The 17,274-nt window shown below is 72.2% G+C and carries 11 protein-coding genes and 1 pseudogene; 7 read left to right on the top strand and 5 right to left on the bottom strand.

The window, feature by feature from the left end; all coding sequences use genetic code 11:
• Positions 1 to 18 precede the first annotated feature (18 nt).
• The 3 genes from AC07AL_RS09205 to glgX all read right to left on the bottom strand — a co-directional run bounded on the left by AC07AL_RS09205 (position 19) and on the right by glgX (position 6,068).
• Entirely contained in the window at positions 19 to 1,875 is a 1,857-nt protein-coding gene (locus tag AC07AL_RS09205) for an ABC transporter ATP-binding protein (RefSeq protein WP_363582065.1), read from the bottom strand.
• Positions 1,872 to 3,692: an ABC transporter ATP-binding protein gene (locus AC07AL_RS09200; protein ID WP_363582067.1), complete on the bottom strand. Its 1,821-nt coding sequence runs from the start codon at positions 3,690 to 3,692 to the stop codon at positions 1,872 to 1,874. The genes AC07AL_RS09205 and AC07AL_RS09200 overlap by 4 nt, the downstream gene beginning before the upstream one ends.
• Positions 3,693 to 3,860: 168 nt before the next feature.
• Positions 3,861 to 6,068, bottom strand: coding sequence for a glycogen debranching protein GlgX (gene glgX / locus AC07AL_RS09195; protein WP_478317267.1), 2,208 nt, complete (start codon positions 6,066 to 6,068; stop codon positions 3,861 to 3,863).
• A 281-nt stretch (positions 6,069 to 6,349) separates the two neighbouring features.
• Between glgX and AC07AL_RS09190 the strand changes: the two genes are divergently transcribed.
• From AC07AL_RS09190 to AC07AL_RS09165, 6 genes and pseudogenes are all read left to right on the top strand, one after another.
• Positions 6,350 to 7,636 (top strand): L,D-transpeptidase, encoded by a 1,287-nt coding sequence (locus tag AC07AL_RS09190; protein WP_400989266.1) that lies wholly within the window; start codon positions 6,350 to 6,352, stop codon positions 7,634 to 7,636.
• Between the two features lie 176 nt (positions 7,637 to 7,812).
• Complete coding sequence (locus AC07AL_RS09185; protein ID WP_363582073.1) at positions 7,813 to 9,087, top strand: L,D-transpeptidase; 1,275 nt, start codon at positions 7,813 to 7,815, stop codon at positions 9,085 to 9,087.
• A gap of 313 nt (positions 9,088 to 9,400) precedes the next feature.
• Positions 9,401 to 10,639: a L,D-transpeptidase gene (locus AC07AL_RS09180; RefSeq protein ID WP_400989264.1), complete on the top strand. Its 1,239-nt coding sequence runs from the start codon at positions 9,401 to 9,403 to the stop codon at positions 10,637 to 10,639.
• 279 nt (positions 10,640 to 10,918) lie between these two features.
• A complete protein-coding gene (locus AC07AL_RS09175; protein WP_244293363.1) occupies positions 10,919 to 11,416 on the top strand; it encodes an ATP-binding protein in 498 nt (165 codons plus the stop codon).
• Positions 11,417 to 12,063: 647 nt separating this feature from the next.
• Entirely contained in the window at positions 12,064 to 13,017 is a 954-nt protein-coding gene (locus AC07AL_RS09170) for a DMT family transporter (protein WP_363628727.1), read from the top strand.
• A 294-nt stretch (positions 13,018 to 13,311) separates the two neighbouring features.
• Positions 13,312 to 14,015, top strand: a pseudogene (locus tag AC07AL_RS09165) (class I SAM-dependent methyltransferase).
• 268 nt (positions 14,016 to 14,283) lie between these two features.
• On the opposite strand, the gene AC07AL_RS09160 reads toward AC07AL_RS09165, so the two are convergent.
• Positions 14,284 to 15,027 (bottom strand): TetR/AcrR family transcriptional regulator C-terminal domain-containing protein, encoded by a 744-nt coding sequence (locus AC07AL_RS09160; protein ID WP_478317266.1) that lies wholly within the window; start codon positions 15,025 to 15,027, stop codon positions 14,284 to 14,286.
• A 138-nt stretch (positions 15,028 to 15,165) separates the two neighbouring features.
• Between AC07AL_RS09160 and AC07AL_RS09155 the strand changes: the two genes are divergently transcribed.
• Complete coding sequence (locus tag AC07AL_RS09155) at positions 15,166 to 15,768, top strand: NADPH-dependent FMN reductase (protein ID WP_478317265.1); 603 nt, start codon at positions 15,166 to 15,168, stop codon at positions 15,766 to 15,768.
• Between the two features lie 114 nt (positions 15,769 to 15,882).
• Here AC07AL_RS09155 and AC07AL_RS09150 read toward each other — a convergent pair whose 3' ends face one another.
• A complete protein-coding gene (locus AC07AL_RS09150) occupies positions 15,883 to 17,250 on the bottom strand; it encodes an L-serine ammonia-lyase (protein WP_363582083.1) in 1,368 nt (455 codons plus the stop codon).
• Between the last annotated feature and the right edge of the window lie 24 nt (positions 17,251 to 17,274).

Genomic DNA, 17,274 nt, shown 5'->3' with positions numbered 1-17,274 from the left:
CCGGGGGGAGCGCCGGCCCTAGACCAGGCTGTCCCGCCAGGCCTGGTGGAGGGCGGCGAAGCGGCCGGATCCGTCGATCAGCTCCTGCGGGGAGCCGTCCTCGACGATCCGGCCCTGGTCCATCACCAGGACGCGGTCGGCGATCTCCACGGTGGAGAGCCGGTGCGCGATGATCACCGCCGTCCGGCCGGCCAGCACCGTGCGCATGGCCCGCTGGACGGCCTGCTCGCCGGGGACGTCCAGCGAGCTGGTCGCCTCGTCGAGGATCAGCACCGCCGGGTCGGCGAGCAGGGCGCGGGCGAAGGCGACCAGCTGGCGCTGCCCGGCGGAGATCCGGCCGCCGCGCTTGCGCACGTCGGTGTCGAAGCCGTCCGGGAGCGCCGCGATGAACTCGTACGCGCCGATGTCCCGGGCGGCCTGCTCGACCTCCTCGCGGCCGGCGCCGGGGCGGCCGATCGCGATGTTCTCGGCGACGGTGCCGGAGAACAGGAAGGACTCCTGGGTCACCATCACCACGCCGCGCCGCAGCTCGGGGGTGGCGAGGTCGCGCAGGTCCACGCCGTCCAGCCGGATCCGGCCGTCGGTCGGGTCGTAGAAGCGGGCCAGCAGCTTGGCGACCGTCGACTTGCCGGCGCCGGTCGCGCCGACCACCGCCACCGTCTGCCCGGCCGGGATCACCAGGTCGAACGGCGGCAGCACCTGCTTGCCGGTGCGGTAGGCGAAACGGGTCTCCTCGAAGCGGACCTCGCGCCCCTTGCCGGCGGCCTGCGGCAGTTCGGCGGGCGCGGCCGGTTCGGCGACGGTCGGCTCGTGGGCGAGCAGGCCGGCGATCTTCTCCAGCGCGGCGGCGGCCGACTGGTAGCTGTTCAGGAACATCGCCAGCTGGTCGATCGGGTCGTAGAGCCGGCGCAGGTAGAGCACGAAGGCGGTGAGCACGCCCAGCTCGACCGTGCCGTCGGCGACCAGGTAGGCGCCGAGCAGCACCACGCCGGTGGTCCACAGGTTGGCGGTGACGCGGGAGAGGCCGACGTAGCGGGCGATCTCCAGCAGGCCGTCCGCCGTCGCGGTGGCGGACTGCCGGTTGACCACAGCGAAGGCCTCGTCGTTGGCCTTCTCGCGGCGGAAGGCCTGCACCGGGCGGATGCCGTTCATGGTCTCGGTGAAACGGACGATCAGTGAGGCGGCCGAGGTGCGGGAGCGGCGGTAGACCCGGCGCGAGCGGCTGCGGAAGGACCGGGCGATCAGCGCCAGCGGCAGGATCGACGCCAGCGAGACCAGTCCGAGCCGCCAGTCCAGCACCAGCAGCAGCACCGAGATGTAGCAAACCGACAGGAGGACGGTCAGCAGCTCCTGGAGGCCCTCGGAGAGCAGCTCGCGCAGCGCGTCCACGTCGCTGGTGGCGCGGGAGATGATCCGGCCCGAGGTGTAGCGCTCGTGGAAGTCCAGGCTCAGCCGCTGGGCGTGCCGGAAGATCCGGCCGCGCAGCTCCAGCAGGATGTCCTGGTTGACCCGGGCGCTGATCTTGATGAACGCCCACTGCAGCAGCAGGCTGAGCAGCGCGCAGCCCAGGTAGGCGCAGACCACCGCGATCAGCGGGCCGCTGTCGCTCTCGCGCAGTGCCGGGATGCCGCGGTCCATCGCGATGGCGACCAGCAGCGGGCCGGACTGCAGGGCCGCCTGCTGGATGAGGATCACCAGCATCGCGACGGCGATCCGGGCCCGGTGCGGGCCGAGCAGCGAGCGCAGCAGAGCCCGGGGCGCGCCGGGCGGGACGGGGATGTCCTCCTCGTCGGCCGGGGGCGGCGGCAGCTGTTCCTCGACCGGTTCGGCGGTCTCCCGTTCGGCGGGGCCGACGGGCGAGATGGTGGTGGTCATCGGGTGGTGCCCCCCTCGGAGACCAGGACGGCCTCGGGCATCGGGGCGGACTCGCCCGACATCAGTTCGCGGTAGTGCGCGCAGTCGCGCAGCAGGTCCTGGTGGGTGCCGACGGCCTCGATCCGGCCGTCGGAGAGCACCGCGACCCGGTCGGCGAGCAGCACGGTGCTCGGGCGGTGGGCGACCACCAGGGCGGTGGTGGCGCCGAGGACCTGGCGCAGCGCCCGTTCGACCAGGGCCTCGGTGTGCACGTCGAGGGCGGAGAGCGGGTCGTCCAGCACCAGGAAGGCCGGGTCGCCGACCACCGCACGGGCCAGGGCGAGGCGCTGGCGCTGGCCGCCGGACAGGCTCAGGCCCTGCTCGCCGACCTCGGTGTCCACGCCGTCCGGGAGCTTGTCCACGAAGGAGGCCTGGGCGGTGGCCAGGGCGGCGCGCAGCTGCTGGTCGTTCGCGCCCGGTGCGCCCATCAGGACGTTCTCCCGGACGGTGGCGGAGAACAGGGTGGGCTCCTCGAAGGCGACCGCGACCAGCTCGCGCAGCCGCTCCCGGGGGAGGTCGCGGATGTCCCGGCCGTCCAGGGTGATGGTGCCGGCGGTGGCCTCGTACAGGCGGGGGAGCAGCGCGGTGAGCGTGGTCTTGCCGCTGCCGGTGGCGCCGACCAGGGCCATCGTCTCGCCGCTGCGGATGTGCAGGTCGATGCCGGCCAGCAGGTCGGGGGTGTCGTCGGGGGCGTCGGGGTAGCGGAAGCGGACGCCGGTGAAGCGGATGCCGTCGGGGGCACCGCCGAGGCCGTCGGCGGTGCCCGGGTCGGCGGTCTCGGGCTCGTCCAGCACCTCGAAGAAGCGGTCGGTGGCGGTGGCGGCCTCGTTGGCGTAGGCGAGCAGCCAGCCCAGGGACTCGACCGGCCAGCGCAGCGCCAGCGCGGTGGAGAGGAAGGCGACCAGGGTGCCGGCGCTCAGCTCGTCGTGGGCGACCAGGTAGGCGCCGGCGGCGAGGGCGCAGCCGAGGGCGATCTCGGGCAGGCCGACGATGACCGCCCAGAGGTTGGCGAGCAGCCCGGCCTTGCGCAGTTCGGTGCGGCGCAGGTCGTGGGCCTGGGCGCGGAAGCGCTCGGCCATCGAGCGGTGGCGGCCGAAGGCCTTGAGGATGCGGATGCCGAGGACGGACTCCTCGATGACGGTGGCGAGGTCGCCGTTCTGGTCCTGGGCGCGGCGGGAGGCGCCGGAGTAGCCGGCCTCGAACCGCCGGGTGAGCACGAACAGCGGGACGGCGGGCAGCAGGATGATCAGGGCGAGCCGCCAGTCCTGGGTGAACATCACCGCCGTGCCGGCGAGGAACATCACCGAGTTGACGACCAGGAAGACCAGCGGGAAGGCCAGAAACAGCCGCATGGTGTACATGTCGGCGGTGGCCCGGGAGAGCAGCTGGCCGGATCCCCAGCGCTCGTGGAAGGAGATCGGCAGCCGCTGGAGCTTGGCGAAGAGGTCGCCGCGCATGGCCGTCTCCAGCCCGGCCAGCGGGCGGGCCAGGACCACCCGGCGGGTGTAGAACAGCGCGGCCTCGACCAGCCCGAGGACCAGCAGCAGGCCGATCAGCGGCCAGAGTCCGCTCAGGTCGTGTTCGGCGAGCGGACCGTCGACGATCCGGCCGAGGACCAGCGGGACGCCGAGGACGCTCAGCATGGCGACCAGGGCGGCGGCCACCGAGGTGGCCAACCGGCGGCGGACGGCTCGGGCGTAGGGCCACAGGCGCAGGAGGGAGCGGACCGTGGAGCGGTGCCCGGTCGCGGTGTCGTCGTGTTGTCGGTTCTCGGCCATCGTCGTGAGGGTAGGACGAGGTCGCGTCATTTCTCATCAGGTTTTTCACCCCTGACAGAACCCTTCGGCGAGAACCGGCCACCCGTACGGGTGGGGCGCGGGTGAACGGCGGGGCGCGTGGGGCCGGCCGCACGGGCCGGAGTGCGCAGCCCGCGCGGCCGACGCCGCTCAGGCCGTGGCGGCGGGCGCGCGCAGCAGCCGCAGCGAGCGCCCGGCCAGCAGCGTCGCGCCCTGCGGACAGGGCTCGCCGCCGCCCTCGACGGCGGTGTCGACCACCGTCTCGTACGCCTCCTCCGGCGCGGCCCAGGGCTCGCCGGGGAGGGTGAACAGCACCGGTTCGTGACCGGCGTTGAGCAGCAGCAGGAAGCTGTCGTCCAGCGTCGGCCGCCCGGCCTCGTCCCGTTCGGACATCGCGGTGCCGGACAGCAGCATGCCCAGGCAGGCGGTCGGGGCGAACCAGTCGGCCTCGGTCATCTCCTTGCCCAGCGGCGTGAACCAGGCGAGGTCCGGCTGGCCGCCCGGAGCGGCGGCCCGGCCGGAGAAGAACGCCCGCTGCCGCAGCACCGGGTGGGCCCGGCGCAGCCGGATCAGCCGGGCGGTCAGCTCGCACAGCCCGCGCCAGCGGGGATCCGCCAGGAGCGACCAGTCCAGCCAGCCGAGCTCGTTGTCCTGGCAGTAGGCGTTGTTGTTGCCGCCCTGGGTGCGGCCCAGCTCGTCCCCGGCGGTGAGCATGGGGACGCCGGTGGAGAGCAGCAGCGTGGCCAGCAGGTTGCGCAGTTGGCGCAGCCGCAGGGCGTTCACCTCCGGGTCGGTGGTCTCGCCCTCGACGCCGTGGTTCCAGGACCGGTTGTCGTCGGTGCCGTCCCGGTTGGCCTCGCCGTTGGCCTCGTTGTGCTTGCGGTCGTAGCTGACCAGGTCGCGCAGCGTGAAACCGTCGTGCGCGGTCACGTAGTTGACGGAGGCGTACGGGCGGCGGCCGCCGCGCTGGTAGAGGTCGGAGGAGCCGGACAGCCGGTAGCCCAGCTCGCGCACGTCCGGGCGGGCGCCGCGCCAGAAGTCCCGCACGGTGTCCCGGTACTTGTCGTTCCACTCGGCCCACAGCGGGGGGAAGCCGCCGACCTGGTAGCCGCCCGGGCCGACGTCCCAGGGCTCGGCGATCAGCTTCACCCGGCTGAGCAGCGGGTCCTGGGAGACGGCGGCGAGGAAGGGGTGGTCCATGTCGACCCCGTCGGTGCCGCGGGCGAGGGCGGCGGCGAGGTCGAAGCGGAAGCCGTCCACGCCCATCTCGGTGACCCAGTACCGCAGCGAGTCGGTGACCAGCCGGACCACCTGCGGGCGGCGGGTGTCCAGGGTGTTGCCGCAGCCGGTGAAGTCGGCGTAGCCGCGCGGGCGGTGCGGGGCCGGGCGGTAGTAGGCGGTGTTGTCGATGCCGCGCAGCGAGAGCATCGGGCCGAGTTCGGCGCCCTCCGCGGTGTGGTTGAACACCACGTCGAGGATCACCTCGATCCCGGCGGCGTGCAGGGCGCGGACCATCCGCTTGAACTCGCCGACCTGGCCGCCGCGCGAGCCGGCCGCCGAGTAGCCGGCGTGCGGGGCGAAGTAGCCGATCGTGTTGTAGCCCCAGTAGTTGACCAGGCCGCGCGACTGGAGGTGGTCCTCGCTGGCGTACTGGTGCACCGGCAGCAGCTCGACGGCGGTCACGCCGAGGCGGGTCAGGTGGGCGACGGCGGCCGGGTGGGCCAGGCCCGCGTAGGTGCCGCGGAGCTCCGGCGGGATGTCGGGGTGGCGCATGGTGAAGCCGCGCACGTGCAGTTCGTAGAGCACCGTCTCGGCCCACGGGGTCTTCGGGCGGTGGTCGTCGTACCAGTCGTCGTCATCGTGGACGACCACGGATCTGGGCACGTAGCGGGCGGAGTCGCGGTTGTCCCGGACGGTGTCGGCGACGTCCGCCTCCGGCCAGTTGCGGACGGCGGCGCAGACCGCGTCGTGGCTGGTGTAACAGCCGTCCACGGCACGGGCGTACGGGTCGAGCAGCAGCTTCGCCGGGTTCCAGCGGGCGCCGGTCCACGGGTCCCACCGGCCGTGCACGCGGAAGCCGTACCGGCTGCCGGGGCGGACGCCGGGCAGGAAGCCGTGCCAGGTCTGGAAGTCCTGCTCGGTGAGGCGGTGCCGGGCCTCCCGGCCGTCCTCGTCGAACAGGCAGAGATCGACCGCCTCGGCGTCGGCCGCCCAGAGCGCGAAGTTGGTTCCCTGGCGGCCCTGTTGGTCGGTCCGGAAACGGGCGCCGAGCGGCTGCCAGCTGCCGGGCCACGGTGGCTCGGCGGTGTCCCCGCCGGGCGGCCGCACTCCGGCTTCCAGCTCCTGCCCTGACGCCATGGCCGCACCCTCCCTGGACGGGGTGTCCCGGACCCCGTTCACTTCCTCTTTCCCGGATTGCGCAGATCGGAAGCGGCTGAACGGGGGCTTACCGGCGGATGGCGGCCGATGGATGGGGGGATTTCGCGCGGCTGCGCGTGTCCCCGCCGCGATTGCCCTCGTTGTTCCCGGTATCGGGCGTTCCCGCCACCGGACGTTCCTGGCATCGGGCGTCCCCGGTGGCGGAGGCTCCCGGTACCGGACCTTCCCGGTACCGGACGTGGACAGTGGGAGGCCCCGGAATGCGGCGCCGAGGACGGGTGTGGGCGCGGCGGGCGGCGGCGGTGGCCTGGGGCCTCGCCGTCCTGACGGGGTGCGGCGGCTCCCCGGCGGCCCCCGCGCAGGACGCCGCCGGGCCCGGGGCGCACACCCCGCCCCCGCCGCCGTCCCGGGCGGTCGTCACGGCGCTGCCCGCCGACGGCGCCCAGGACGTGCCGCCGGAGGGCCCGGTCCGGGTGACGGCGGCGCAGGGCCGGCTGGTCACCGTCCGGCTGGCCGACACCAAGGGCACCGAGGTCCCCGGCACGATCGCCCCGGACGGCGCCGCCTGGACGCCCGACGGCCCGCTGCCGCTGGGCACCGCGTACACCCTGGACGCCGTCGCCGAGGACGACCAGGGCCAACGGGCGGCCCAGCACTCGGCGTTCTCCACGATGGCCCGGGCGCACACCTTCGTCGCCTTCTTCACCCCGGAGGACGGCTCCACCGTCGGTGTCGGCATGCCGGTGTCGTTGCGCTTCAGCCGGCCGATTACGGACCGGGCGGCGGTGGAGAAGGCCGTCCAGGTGAGCGCCGACCCGCCCGTCCCGGTGGCCGCGCACTGGTTCGGCAACCAGCGGCTGGACGTCCGCCCGCAGCAGTACTGGGCGGCGGGCACCAAGGTGACGGTGGCGCTGCGGCTGAAGGACGTGCAGGGCGCGCCGGGCGAGTTCGGGACCCAGACCAAGGACCTGCACTTCACCGTCGGCCGGGCCCAGGTCTCCACCGTCGACCTGGACGCGCACACCCTGACCGTCCGGGCCGGGCAGGGCGGCAAGGTGGTGCGGGTGCTCAAGGTGTCCGGCGGCAGCCGTGACCACTCCACCTACCGGGGCGTCATGGTGGTGTCGGAGAAGTACAAGGTGACCCGGATGAACTCGCAGACCGTCGGGATGGGCGACGAGTACGACATCAAGGACGTGCCGCACGCGATGCGGCTGACCAACTCCGGCACCTTCGTGCACGGCAACTACTGGGCGGACCCCGGGGTGTTCGGCGCCGCCAACACCAGCCACGGCTGCATCGGCCTGGCCGACGCCAAGGGCGGAGCGAGCAAGGACTCCCCGGCGGGCTGGCTGTTCGAGCACACCATCCCGGGGGACGTGCTGGAGGCGAAGGCCTCCGCGGGGGACTTCGTGCCGCCACAGAACGGCCTCAACGGCTGGAACATGCCGTGGGAGCAGTGGGTGGCGGGCAGCGCCCTCGGGCCGGTTGCCGGGCCCACGGCCGGGCCCACGACCGGGCCCGCCTCCAGCCCCGTCGCGCAGTAGTCGATCTTCACCGCCGATTCACCCCCGATCCACCCACCTCCCCCCGGGACCCGCTCAGACGGCCCGGCTATCCTGCTCCGGCGTGCGCCCTGGTCCGGCGCGAAAGATCGGCGTCCGGTGCAACTCATGGGGGCACTCAACGCGTCGAGAGAGTGAATACCGGGAGGGGAGAAACCGTGAAGACGGGGAAGACGGCCGACGCCGCGATACGTACCACCAGCCGTTACGGGCGCAGGGGTGCGATGGCGTTGGTCATGGGCGGGGTGCTGCTGCTCACCGCGGCCTGCGGCGACGACAAGGGCGGAACGGGCGGCGGGGGCGACAACGCGGCGCCCGCGGCGACGGCGGGTGCGGGCGGGACGGCGGCCCCGGCGGGCGCGTCGGGCGAGCCGAAGGCCTCCGCCGCGGTGCTGGCCGTCGAGCCGAAGGACGGCGCCCAGGACGTCGCACCGAGCAACGCGTTGCAGGTGTCCGTCTCGAACGGCAAGCTCACCACGGTCGAGGTGACCGACAAGAACGGCAAGCCGGTCGACGGGGCGATCACTCCGGACGGCATCGGCTGGAAGCCCGCCGCCGCGCTCACCGTCGGCATGGCGTACAAGGTGAACGCGCAGGCCAAGGACGCCGACGGCCTGGTGACCGCGTCCACCACGACGTTCACCACGCTGACGCCGGACAAGAAGGTCTCCACCAACGACAACATCAGCGACGGCGCCACCTACGGCGTCGGCATGATCGTCTCGGTGAACTTCAGCAAGACCGTCAAGAACAAGGACGCCGTCCTCAAGGGCATCACCTTCGAGACGAACAACGGCACCGAGGTGAAGGGCCACTGGTTCGGCGACAACCGGCTGGACTTCCGCCCGGCCGAGTACTGGAAGCCGGACACCAAGGTCACCATCAAGTACCGGCTGAAGAGCGTCGAGGTCGCCCCGGGCGTCTACGGCGACGTGGACAAGGACGAGCCGTTCACCATCGGCCGCTCCCAGATCGCCACCGCCGACGCCAAGGCGCACCAGATGACGATCGAGCGGGGCGGCAAGAGCACCACCGTGCCGGTCACCATGGGCGCGGAGGCGACGCCGTCCTGGAGCGGGACGATGGTGATCATGTCCAAGGAGAAGGTCACCCGGATGAACTCGCAGACCGTCGGCCTCGGCGGCGAGTACGACATCCAGGACGTGCCGCACGCGATGCGGCTGACCACCTCCGGCACCTTCGTGCACGGCAACTACTGGTCCAACGCGACCAATCCGTTCGGCAGGACCAACGCCAGCCACGGCTGCGTCGCGATGGTGGACGAGAAGGGCGGCAGCGACACATCCGTCGCGGGCAAGTTCTTCAACGACTCGATGATCGGCGACGTGGTCAAGGTCGTGAACAGCAAGGAGAAGACCGTCGCGCCCTCCAACGGGCTGGGCGGCTGGAACATCGCCTGGGCGAACTGGTAGATCCTGCCCGCCGACTGACCGGATAGTCCCGGTTCGTCGGCGCGGTGCGGACGAGCGGCCCGATCCTCACCCGTTGGGGTCGGGCCGTTCGCGTTCTCGGAGCGCACCGGGCCCCGAATGGCGCAACCTTTCCGGAGGCCGGCGCGTGTAGTGGTCGAGCCCGTCGTGTGCGCGGGGTTCTGTGCGGGGTTCCGGGTCGTGGGGTTCCGGGTCGTGGGGTTTCGGCCCGCGGGTTTCGGTCTGCGGGTTTCGGTCTGCGGGTTTCGGTTCGTGGGGTTCGGTTCGTGGGGTTTCTGAGGGAGAGGGATCGACGTTGAGGTCGATACGCAGAGTGGTGGCCGTCGGTCTGGTGGGCGGCGCGATGGCGCTGACGGCCGCGTGCGGCGGCGGGAGTGGCGGGAGCGGTAGCGGGGGCGGGAACGCGGCCAAGGCGGACCTGGGGGCCGGAGCGGCCGCCGGAACGGCCTCCCCGGGCGCCGCGGCGGCGAGCAGCGCGGCGCCGAAGGTGTCGCAGGCCGTGGTGAACATCGAGCCCAAGCCCGGCACGGTGGACGTCGCGCCCGACGCGCTCAAGGTCGGCGCGACCGGCGGCAAGCTCACCACCGTCAAGGTCAGTGACAAGACCGGCGCGGAGGTGCCCGGCACCATCGCCGCCGACGGCTCCAGCTGGACCCCGTCGGCCGGCCTCGCCGTGGGCAGCACCTACCAGGTCAGCGCGATGGCCGCGGACGCCAACGGCGTGGTCGCCAGCGCGGACAGCAACTTCTCCACGCTGACGCCGACGGCCCTCGCCAAGGCCGCCGACAACGTGGACAACAACGCGACGTACGGCGTCGGCATGATCGTCTCGGTGAACTTCAGCAAGGACGTCAAGAACAAGGACGTCGTCGCGAAGGGCATCACCTTCGAGACCGACAACGGCACCGTGGTCAAGGGCCACTGGTTCGGCAACCGCCGGCTGGACTTCCGCCCCGAGCAGTACTGGAAGTCCGGCACCAAGGTGACCGTGCACTACCGCCTCAAGAGCGTCGAGATCGCCCCTGGGGTGTACGGCACCGACCGGGACGAGCCCTTCACGATCGGGCGATCTCAGATTTCGACGGTTGACGCCGCCGCGCACAGGATGACCGTCGAACTCGACGGCAAACCGTCGGACATCGACATCACCTCCGGCTCGCCCGAACACCCGACCTGGAACGGCACGATGGTCGTCATGTCCAAGGAGGGCGTGGTGCGGATGCAGTCCAGCACCCTCCCCGGCATGAGCGGCTCCCCGTACGACCTCCAGGTGCCGCACTCGATGCGGCTCACCGACAGCGGCACCTACCTGCACGGCAATTACTGGAGCAAGCTCATCGGTGAGGACAACGTCAGCCACGGCTGCGTCGCCCTCAAGGACGTCGAGGGCGGCGGCGAATCCACCTCGATGGGCAAGTTCTACGCCGGCTCGCTCGTCGGCGACGTGGTGGTCGTGAAGAACTCCACCAAGAAGGAGACCCTCGACCCGGCGAACGGCCTGAGTGGCTGGAACGTGCCCTGGAGCGCCTGGTAGGCCGACCGGTAGCCGCCCTGGTCGGGGCAGTTCCGTGGCAACCCGGGATTGACGGCGGACGCGCCCCGGGTTGCCTGCTCCCCACCCTCTCCCGACCCCTTCCGGGCCCCCTCCAGGCCCCCGCCTGGCACTCTCCGCGGGGTCTCCTTGCACGCGGCATATGCCGACTCGGAGGAGATCGTTTGCTCATTGTCCGTACGCGGCCGCTTGCGTTCCGCAATGATGGACCGCATGGCGGGTTGGGGCGAAACAGATCAGTCATCAGTTCCCGGGGCCGGATTGGTCGCCGAGGCGTCGTGGATCGATGTCCAGGGCGCGCTGGCGGCGCTGGAGCGGCTCAGCTCGGAGGAACTGGAGGAGATGTATTGCGGCAGGCTGAGCGATCAGTCCGTGCCGAACGAGGTGCGACTGCCGTCCCGGCCGGAGACCGGCCCGGTGGCCCGCCGACTGGTGCTGTCGGTCCTGGAGTCCTGGGACCTCCACCAGCACCTGGAGGCCGGTGAGTTACTCACCAGCGAGCTGGTCTCCAACGCCGTCCGGCACGCCGCCGGACGCACCATCGGACTCCAGGTGATCCGCAAGCCGGGCTGGCTCCGCGTCGAGGTCCGCGACTCCTCCCGGGCGCTGCCCTGCATGATCCTCGCCGAGCCGAAGCCGGTGACCGAGCGGGGGCGGGGCCTGCGGGTCATCGACGACCTGGCCGACCGCTGGGGCGCCGACCTGCTGCCGCGCGGCAAGGGCGTCTGGTTCGAGCTGAAGGTCCGCGAGCGACACTGACCGTTTCGGGCTTTCCCGGGTCTTTCTCGGTCTTCCGGGCTGTCCGGGTCTTTTCCGGCTGTCCGGGTCTTCCGGGTCTTCCCGGGAAAACGCGCAGGGCCCCCGAAGTCGCCGTGGTCCGGCGGATGGGGGCCCCTGCAAGTCATCGCGCCGGCCAAGGGGGTGCGTGCCGTGCGATGGGCGTCGGCCGTGCCAGGTCGGGCCAGCCGAAGTCTCCACGCCCAGGCCGGCGTGCTGTGCCGCCCGCCGTTGGGCTGCTTCGACTATCGCACGGATCTCAGCATGTGGGCAAACCAGGTGACTTGGATTGAAAGGTTTGTAACCTAGTTCACCTTTGGATTTTGCATAGGTTCACGCTGTTGCCTGTGAATATTCACCATCCTTGCCGTCGGGCCTCCGGCGCTTCGTCGCCCGGCCGCCAATTCCTCCGTACACCCCACCACGCCGGAACTGCCGGGTAGCATCAGGCCCGTGGACCTGTACTGGCACGTCGTACTGCCACCGCTCAGCGCCTGATCGGGCGCACACGCCGGTGGCTCGAGCCCCGCGCTCCCTGCTGCGGCCCCTTCGGCCGTCAGGGGGCCGCCGTGTGCGCCCGGTGCGAAACCAACTCCCCTGACGGTCTTCGACGACGGAAGTTCACGACTGTGCCGAACCGCACCTCCACGCCCGCGCCCACCCGGCCCACCACCACCCCCACCGCCCGCCGCACCAGCCCGCTCGGCGGGCCGGTCCCGATCCTGGTCGCCGCACTGCTGTGGGGCACCACCGGGACGGCCAGCTCCCTCGCACCCGACGGCGCCCCTTCGGCGGGCATCGGCGCCGCCGCGCTGGTCCTCGGCGGACTCCTCCTCTTCCTCTCCACCCGCAGCGCCCGCGCGCTGCCCCGGGCCTGCGGCCGCCGGGAGCGGTGGCAACTCGCCGTCGGCGCCGTCGCGGTGGTCGGCTACCCGGTCACCTTCTACCCGGCGGTGACCCGCGCCGGGGTGGCGGTGGCCACCGTGATCGCACTGGGCAGTGCCCCCGTCTTCGCCGGCCTGCTCGGCTGGCTCACCCGGCAGGGGCGGCCGAGCGGCCGGTGGGCCGGTGCCACGGTGACGGCGGTCGTCGGCTGCGCCGTCCTGGTGCTGGGCCCCGAACTCACCGGCGACGGCGCGGCGGTGGACGCCGTGGGGGTGGCGCTGGCCGCGCTCTCCGGCCTCTCGTACGCCGTGTACTCGCTCGTCGGCGGGAGGCTCATCTCGCGCGGGCACCCGTCCGCCGGGGTGATGGGGGCGATGTTCGGCGCGGCCGCGCTGCTCGTCCTGCCGGTGCTGTTCCTCGGCGACCTGCGGTGGCTCGCCTCGCCGCGCGGCGCGGCGGTGGTGCTCCACCTCGCGGTGATCACCACCTTCCTCGCCTACCGCCTCTTCGGCCACGGGCTGCGCCGCACCTCCGCCCAGACCGCCACCACCCTCACCCTCGCCGAACCCGCCGTCGCCGCCCTCCTCGGCGTCGCCGTCCTCGGCGAACGCCTCCCCGCCGCCTCCTGGTGCGGCCTCGCCATCCTCGCCGCGGGCCTCGCCGTCCTCACCGTGCCCATGGGTGCCCGCCGTCGCTGACCTGCGGGTGGCCCCACGCGCAGGAAGTCGGACGGGCCGACTTCCTGCGCGGGTGCCGCTGGTCGGCGGTGCCTCGCGACCGGCCACCCGGCCCTCCGGTGCCGCCCTCCGGCGCCGTCCTCCGATCGCCGATGCCGTTCGGCGGTCGGCGGGCCAGCACGCCGTGCTTCACCCGCTCTTGCGTCGAACCGCTTGCCGCCGGGCGCCCCGCTTGGTGGGCTTGACCGCGTGGAGGAGACCACGGACGGCCGACCGCAGGCGACGTACGACCGCATCGGGGTCGGCTACCGCGCCATCCGCCGGCCCGATCCCCGACTGCACGCCCCGATCGGTGCCGCCCTCCAGAGGGCCCGGTCGGTGGTGAACGTCGGTGCGGGCGCCGGATCCTACGAGCCCGAGGGCGCCGCCGTCACCGCCGTCGACCCCTCCCAGGTCATGCTCGACCAGCACCCGGGGCACCGGAAGGTCAAGGCCGGAGCCGAGCGACTGCCCTTCCCGGACGGCTCCTTCGATGCGGCGATGGCCGTCATGACCGTCCACCACTGGCCGGATCCCGAACGGGGCCTCGCGGAGCTGCGGCGGGTCGCCCGGCGGCAGGTCGTCTTCACCTGGGACCCGGCCCACCGTCCGCAACTGTGGCTGCTGGAGGAGTACCTGCCCGAGATCCGGGAGCTGGAGGAGAGCCGCTTCACGCCGCTGGCCCAGGTCGTCGACGCGCTGGACGCGCACACGGTGCTGCCCTTCCCCGTCCCGCACGATTTCACGGACGGTTACCAGATCGCCTACTGGCGGCGGCCCGAGTTCTACCTCGACCCGGTCGTCCGGCCGGCTCGACCTTCGCCCAGTTGCCGCTCGCAGTGGTGCGGCCGGCGATCGCCCGCTTGCGCGCCGACCTCGAATCCGGCGCCTGGCACCGCCGCCATGCCGAACTCCTCGACCAGGAGCACATGGACTACGGGTACCGGCTGCTCATCGCGGGGGTGCTCTCCTCGGAGTAGGAAGTCGGACGGGCCGACTTTCTGCGCGCGAGGCTGGATAGCGCGTTCGCGCGGGGCCGGAGAAAATATATCGACCGGTCTACATAGGGTGCGTTCGTGGAGGGTTGGGGTGCGCAGGAAGTCGGCGGGGCCGACTTCCTGCGCAGGAGGTGTGTGGGGGTGCACCGAAGAGATAGACCGGTCTGCATATTCCGCACCTGGAATGTAGACCGGTCTACATAATTTCCTCCACCTGGGGGCCGGGTCGCGCTCGGATGTCCAGGCGCGCTCAGATGCCGAGGTGGGTGGCGATGCCGGTGAGGACGCAGTCGAGGCCGGTCTCGAACTGCCAGGTGGGGTCGTCCTTGCGGGTGGCCTCGTGGAGGTAGCGCTGGTAGGTGGGGTAGCGGCCGGTGTCCATCAGGAAGGACATCCGGGGGGCGAGGCCGGCGCGGGTCTCGTCACCGTCGGACCAGCCGTGCTCGCGCTGGAGGATGCGCAGGGCGAGCTCGGCGGCGACGGAGCCGTGGACGTAGCCGGTGACGGTGCGGAAGACCGCCATGGTGGTGTCGGCGTCCAGGCCGTGGTCGGCGAGGGCGGCGAAGGCGCGTTCGGGGATGGCGAGCTGGTTGGGGGTGAGGGGGACGGCGCCGGCGCGGACGACCCACGGGTGGGCCAGGTTCATGGCGCGCAGGTGGAGCGCCAGGGTGCGCATGGTGTCGCGCCAGCCGCTGGAGGGAGTGTCCAGGGAGAGTTCGCCGTAGACGAAGTCGACCATCAGGTCGATGAGTTCGTCCTTGCCGGAGACGTACCGGTAGGCGGCCATCGGGGCGACGCCGAGGGTGGTGGCGAGTCGGCGCATGGTGACGGCGTCGAGGCCTTCGGCGTCGGCGATCGCGATCGCGGCCTCGGCGATCCGCTGCGGGGTGAGGGTGGTGCGCGGCGCGGGGGTCGGGCGGGCGAGGCGCTCCCAGAGCGAGGCCTGGGGCTTGGTCTGGTCGTCGTCCCCGGCGGGGGCCTGCTGGGCGGGCATGACGGCGGGCTCCTTCCGGCTGGGGTTCCCACCGTACCACTGGCGTGTACGGCGTATCGGGAGTAGACGGCGTACGCGCCGATGTGTACGTTGCATCCGGAAGATACGTTGTACACATCGTCCCGGAGGGGGATGTTCATGGCCAAGGACGTTTCGGAGAAGAGCCTGAAGGTCGCGGTCGTCGTCGGCAGCACTCGGAGCGGCCGGTTCGCGCCCGTCGTCGCCGACTGGCTGCTCGGCCACCTCGGCGCGCGCGGCGACATGACCGCCGACCTGATCGATCTGGTCGAGACCCCGCTGCCGACCACCTTCCCGTCCTTCGGTGGTGAACTGGAGCCGGGCGCAGCCGAGTTGCTCGCCGCCGTCACGCCCCGGCTGGAGGCTGCCGACGCCTTCGTGGTCGTCACACCCGAGTACAACCACAGCTTCCCGGCCCCGCTGAAGAACGCCATCGACTGGCACAACAGCCAGTGGCACGGCAAGCCGGTCGGCTTCGTCTCCTACGGCGGCCTCTCCGGCGGTCTGCGCGCCGTCGAGCAACTGCGAGTGGTGCTCGCCGAGTTGAACGCCACGACGATTCGCAACACGGTCAGCTTCCACGGCGCCGCCCAGTGCTTCGGCGTCGACGGCAAGCCGCTCGACCCGGCCGCCGACGCCGCCGCCAAGGCCATGCTCGACCAACTCGCCTGGTGGGCGGAGGCGTTGCGGGACGCCCGGCGCGTCCGCCCGTTCGCGGCCTGAGCAGGCGCCTCGGGGCGACTCGGGACGCTCGGGGCGACTCGGGGCGCCTCGGGACGCCCCGGAACGCCGAGAGCCCCCGGACGGGTCCGGGGGCTCAGGCGACAGCGGGTGTGATCAGCACTCGATGACGTTGACGGCGAGGCCGCCGCGCGAGGTCTCCTTGTACTTGATCTTCATGTCGGCGCCGGTCTCCTTCATCGTCTTGATCGCCTTGTCGAGCGAGACGTGGTGCCGGCCGTCGCCGCGCAGGGCCATCCGGGCGGCGGTGACGGCCTTGACGGAGGCCATGCCGTTGCGCTCGATGCAGGGGATCTGGACGAGCCCGCCGACCGGGTCGCAGGTGAGGCCGAGGTTGTGCTCGATGCCGATCTCGGCGGCGTTCTCGACCTGTTCGGGGGTGCCGCCGAGGACCTCGGCGAGGCCGCCGGCGGCCATCGAGCAGGCGGAGCCGACCTCGCCCTGGCAGCCGACCTCGGCGCCGGAGATGGAGGCGTTCTCCTTGAAGAGCATGCCGATGGCGCCGGCCGCGAGGAGGAAGCGGACGATGCCGTCCTCGTCGGCGCCCGGGATGAAGTTCAGGTAGTAGTGCAGGACGGCGGGGATGATCCCGGCCGCGCCGTTGGTCGGAGCGGTGACCACCCGGCGGCCGGAGGCGTTCTCCTCGTTGACCGCCATCGCGTAGAGGGTCACCCACTCCATCGCGTTGGCCGGGCCGATGCCCTCGGCGCGCATCGCGCGGGCGGCGGCGGCGGCGCGGCGGCGGACCTTGAGGCCACCGGGCAGGATGCCCTCGCGGGACATGCCGGCCCGCACGCACTCCTGCATGACCTGCCAGATCTCCAGCAGCCCGGTCCGGATCTCCTCCTCGGAGCGCCAGGCCTTCTCGTTCTCCAGCATCAGGCCGGAGATCGACAGCCCGGTCTCCCGGGTGAGCCGCAGCAGCTCCTCGCCGGTGCGGAAGGGGTAGCGCAGCGCGGTGTCGTCGGGCTTGACCCGGTCCGCGCCGATGGCGTCCTCGTCGACGACGAAGCCGCCGCCGACCGAGTAGTAGGTCTTCTCCAGCAGCGTGGAGCCGTCCGCCGCGTACGCCCAGATGGTCATGCCGTTGGCGTGGTACGGCAGCGAGCGGCGGCGGTGCAGGACCACCTGGGTGCCCGGGTCGAAGTCGATGGGGTGGGTGCCGAGGAGGTTGAGCCGCTTCTCGGTGGTGATCCGCTCGACGTCCTTGTCCGCCTGGTCGACGTCGACCGTGCGGGGGGAGTTGTTCTCCAGGCCGAGAAGGACGGCCTTCGGGGTGCCGTGGCCGTGGCCGGTGGCGCCCAGCGAGCCGTACAGCTCGGCGCGCACGCTCGCCACCTCGGCGAGCAGGTCCTCGGACCGCAGGCGCCGGGCGAACATCCGGGCGGCACGCATCGGGCCGACGGTGTGGGAGCTCGACGGGCCGATGCCGATGGAGAAGAGGTCGAAGACGCTGAGGGCCACGGGGGACGTCCTTGTCTGTCTCGT

The sequence above is a fragment of the Kitasatospora sp. NPDC043949 genome (assembly GCF_056435365.1).
This window is presented reverse-complemented; position numbering and strand designations above follow the sequence as displayed.